Here is a 4,387-nt window from a genome sequence, read left to right as displayed (position 1 = left end):
AGATAATACTAAAGATATCCAGAATTTATACATTCTGTCATGTGAACTATATATCTCGGCAATAAATTGTTTTAAATAATGGAATTGTATATTTAACCAGTACATGTACAATAAAAAAATACCTGAACTTGAATCAGCTCGAACATTTGGCATTATTGGTATTATATTACAATTTATAGGAGTTGGTGGAGACGCCTTCCTGCATGGTTTAGGATTTTTAATCAGTATTGTTGGTTTCATTTTTTTATTAATAGCATTTAAAAATATTTCAAAGTATTACAATAATCCAGAACCTTTCAGGTATATGTTGTATAGTTTAATATCTTCAATTGTTCTTGGTGCATTAAGTGCCGCCTTAATTGCCCTTGTTTTAATACCCATATTTTTAGCATCACTTACTTCAGGAATAGGATTTATAAAATTGATAGAATTATTACTTTTTATATTTCTGATGGCAATTGTTATTATACTGTTACCAGTAATATTTGAATATATAGCATGTAATAGCGTTTCCGAATTAACAGGAATTGATGATTTCCATACTGCAGCATTATTGCTTCTTATTGGAATTATCCTGACTATTATTGTAGTGGGTATAATACTTATATTGATTGGCATAATATTTCTTATAATTGGGTTCAACAAACTACCAGATGAAGCAATACCGGTAAATGAGGATCCAGATATTAAAGGCAATGATACAGGTTTTATTTAAATAGAACACATAAATTTGTGAAAGTTTAAGAAGAACCTTAATCAAAGATCCTGTGATATAAATCCATTCCATAGCCGGTTGAAGATGGTTCGCCCTTTATAATTTTATAGGTATGTGTTCCATCAGCTTTTCTTTCTGCCACCATGAAAATAGAATCATATTTCTTTTGTTCTTCCATTGAAGAAGCGAACTCATATAAATGGGATACAAAAAATACCCGTATTCCATTTTCAATTAATGCACTGGTAATTTGCATAGCAATATCGGAACCTTCCCTGGTGTTTGTAGCAGAAAACGATTCATTAAATATCATAATGCTACCTTTACTTATATGCCCTGCAATTTCATTCATTGACCTTAATTCTTCATCAAAATTTCCTCTCTCCAGTGTTTCATCTTCTTCATGCTTGAAATGCGTATAAACTCCGGAAAATACACTGCATATAAATTGATTTGCCGGCACGAATAGCCCTGCCTGCATCATCAATTGTGCCTGGCCAATGCTTCTTATAAAGGTAGATTTGCCTCCTCTGTTTGTTCCTGTAATTATGAAAAGGTCAATATCATTGCCATCCAGGTTATTGGAGATTACCTGGTTATTAGTTCCTAAAAATAACCCCAAATCATAAAGGCCATCAAATGATAGTTTGCGGTTATCTCTTTCTGGTACAGGAAACGTAATGTTTCCATTTCTTTCCCTTATTTTTTTTATCAGGTTTATAGCGGCAAGATAAAAACCAATTTCACTTTGCATAAGTTTAAAAAATGCCATAATATTTTCTGATGTTTTCTTTAAAACCATGGAAATATTGCCCAGTCCCCTTTTTCTAATATCGCTTATTTCTTCCCCGCCTGCAATGTCCCTATCTGGCAATATGTATGTATAATGTTTTTCTAAAGTACTATTTACGAGCTTTTTTAAACCGCCTGCCCTGATATCCGGCATACATATTATATAATCTCTGCCCTCATTGCCAGGGCCAATAGTAACACTCATGGTAACCCCATCTTTGAACTGCAACATTTCCAGATTCTCCATTACCTGATCCATGTATTCTTTTCCAAATTCTTCGGTTACCACACTGCTGAATTTTTTTAACCCTTCTGATTCAAATTTATTTGAGTTCTCTAAAAGAATTTTTCTAATTTTTTCCATATATTTGGAAAATGTTGTAATTATATCTATTGATACATTTATTGATAAGGAATCATTATTGCTGAACCAGAAAAATTGTTTTTTGCCTTCCTCTATAAAGGCACTTGCGTTTTCATATATGGAATATGCAATTTCAGAATTGTTAATGAAATCTTTCAAAATGTTCTGCCTGTAGGATATTTCAGCTATTGACTGGGTTCCGTTCAGAAGATATTTTACGGAGTTGTTCAACAGAAAACTATCTCCAGATGCCATAGTGTCTATTATTGGCTTTAATCCAAGATCGTTGATCAGCGTTTTTCCATTCCATGGGATTTTTTCTTGAATTCTTCTTATGCCTTCTCGATCAATCAAATAAGTTTTCATCATGATATTCGCCCCTTTAATATTTCATAGGTTAATTCATATTTTTCTGCCAGTGCAATTGCATATGCCATGCCATTGGATGCTTTTTTGACTATTTTATGCGTTCGTATCTCTGGATTTTTTATATCAACTTCTGCTACATAGCTCATAGTGCCAGGCAACTGCGAAAGTTCATAAATAAACGTTGTGTAAATACAAATAGCGTCTTTTTCCTGGATTTTCTTTATTATATGCTTGCCTATTTCTATTCCATCCCGAAGCGTTGTGGCACTCAGCATCTCATTAATTATTATGAGGCTACCAGAAGATGCCGATTCAAGTATATTGTGAAATCTTACCAGTTCTTCTTCAAGCCTGCCCATTGAATTTTCAACATTTTCTGATTTAGAAAAATGGGAAAATATTTTGTCAATCTTAAAAAGCCTGGCTTCTTTGCCGGGAACTGGAAGGCCAAGCAAGAATAGATAATGCAACTGCCCTATCGCTCTTGCAAATGTGGTCTTACCGCCATTGTTTGGCCCAGTGATAATAATGACTGGAGATTCTTTGTTAAACCAGAAACTGTTAACAACTGGAATTTTTTTGTTTTTATAAAGCCGGTCTGCCAGAGCAAGATCAAAGAAATCTATTGAATGTATGCCATCTTTTTGATCAATAATTTCAGGAATGCAAAATGATAGCCCGATATCTTCCAACGGTTTTATAAATTTCAAATATTTAAGATAAAAATTTATTTCGAGAATGAAAGATTTTATTTTTAAATCCATAAAATTCTGGTTTACCCTAAAAAATTCCCTGAGCGAATCAAATGGTTCAGGATATAATTTTGCAACCATTGAAACTATTGCAGCCTCGACATGCCCAAATCCATTATTATTCAGGCGTTTATACTGAAGCTGTTCATCTTCCAGAAACTTTGAAAAAAGTTTAATTACATTTTCTCCGTAATTGGCAGATTCCTTATATTTTTTCACGGTTATTTTAACGCCTTTTACAGTTATTTCATATCTTATAGAATTCATAACTTTGCTTAAATCCTGAACAGAATCCATTAAACTGATAAATTTATCTGAACCGGTATACAATTTAACATAATTTACAAAATTTTTCAATCCTTCAGATTCAATATTTTGTTTTCCTATTTCCTTTAAAAACGAATTTATAGAATCACAGTACATTTTAACAGAATCCAGAAACCAGCGTTCTCTTTCCAGATGATACAGGTCATCCAGCTTTCCTAATTTATACAGGATAGTTGAAAACTGCTCGTAAAAATTTGTTATTGCCTGGAATATACTGGTATTAAACAAGTCATTGAATATCTCCTGCCTGTATTTTATATTATTAATATTATTTAATGGTTTATGCAGTAATTCAATGAATTTTGAATCGTGAATATTCCCATTAATTTCATTAATAATTTTTTCTATTGAAAGATCTGTAAAAATATCATTATACTGACTCAACCCATTATCTTCCTGTACTTTAAATAGTATACTTTCAAGCTCCAATTTCTCACATCCGAAATTTTAGGAGTTATCAGCTTTCAGGCGTTTAATGGAACTCCATCCATATATATGAATATACTATTACAGGATTTAAATTTTTCATTTCTGCCAATAGTAGATTAGACTATTAATAATTAAAAATAATTGTGTAGCCATTATAGCATATCCATGGCCATATTATGCAATTGGCATGTTATATTTCAACTAATAGTTATTGTTTCCGTTAAATAATATTTTTATATAAATGAATATTAGTTTATTATGGCAATATGTCCTGTCTGTTCAATGAGATTTGGCACAGGAAACTATGGCAACCTGGCTGAACACCTGATTGATATGGCATCTGAAGGGGATTTTTTGCATATTTCATGGATAAACAAGAATATCACAAAAAATAAAACAGGAAAGGAAAATCTTGCTCTTCACTTGCAGAATTATTACAATTTCAAAGAAAATGGATTAAAGATGTGGATAATAAGCGACTTTATAAAGCAATTCAGGGGAGAATCCCCCACCCATTTATATTAAAAATGCAAAGGTATAGCCCAGTAATTATGAAAGGATATGCTGTTGAACATTACTTTTTTCTTAAACAGTGGATTAGATCCTGTGCTGCAATAATATCAAAAACTGATATTTCAG

Annotated in this window: 4 protein-coding genes; 2 read left to right on the top strand and 2 right to left on the bottom strand. The window is 32.0% G+C overall.

Going from position 1 to position 4,387, the window contains the following annotated elements:
* The first annotated feature begins 103 nt into the window (after positions 1–103).
* Positions 104–715: a DUF996 domain-containing protein gene (locus tag WKI77_RS07270; RefSeq protein ID WP_337861163.1), complete on the top strand. Its 612-nt coding sequence runs from the start codon at positions 104–106 to the stop codon at positions 713–715.
* A 37-nt stretch (positions 716–752) separates the two neighbouring features.
* Here the strand turns inward: WKI77_RS07270 and WKI77_RS07265 are convergent, their stop codons facing one another.
* Together WKI77_RS07265 and WKI77_RS07260 are read right to left on the bottom strand one after the other, a co-directional pair.
* Positions 753–2,240, bottom strand: a complete 1,488-nt coding sequence (locus tag WKI77_RS07265) for a hypothetical protein (protein ID WP_337861162.1) — start codon at positions 2,238–2,240, stop codon at positions 753–755.
* Complete coding sequence (locus WKI77_RS07260; protein ID WP_337861161.1) at positions 2,237–3,748, bottom strand: hypothetical protein; 1,512 nt, start codon at positions 3,746–3,748, stop codon at positions 2,237–2,239. Before WKI77_RS07260 ends, WKI77_RS07265 begins: the two co-directional genes overlap by 4 nt.
* Positions 3,749–4,006: 258 nt before the next feature.
* Here WKI77_RS07260 and WKI77_RS07255 point away from each other — a divergent pair, with 258 nt between their 5' ends.
* Entirely contained in the window at positions 4,007–4,273 is a 267-nt protein-coding gene (locus WKI77_RS07255; protein ID WP_337861160.1) for a C2H2 type zinc finger domain-containing protein, read from the top strand.
* Positions 4,274–4,387 lie beyond the last annotated feature (114 nt).

Source organism: Ferroplasma sp. (assembly GCF_037442045.1).
Taxonomy (GTDB): domain Archaea; phylum Thermoplasmatota; class Thermoplasmata; order Thermoplasmatales; family Thermoplasmataceae; genus Ferroplasma.
This window is presented reverse-complemented; position numbering and strand designations above follow the sequence as displayed.

Coding starts and splice junctions, on each gene's coding strand:
- WKI77_RS07265 (WP_337861162.1), bottom strand. CDS start 2,240: ATGATGAAAACTTATTTGATTGATCGAGAAGGCATAAGAAGAATTCAA.
- WKI77_RS07255 (WP_337861160.1), top strand. CDS start 4,007: ATGGCAATATGTCCTGTCTGTTCAATGAGATTTGGCACAGGAAACTAT.
- WKI77_RS07270 (WP_337861163.1), top strand. CDS start 104: ATGTACAATAAAAAAATACCTGAACTTGAATCAGCTCGAACATTTGGC.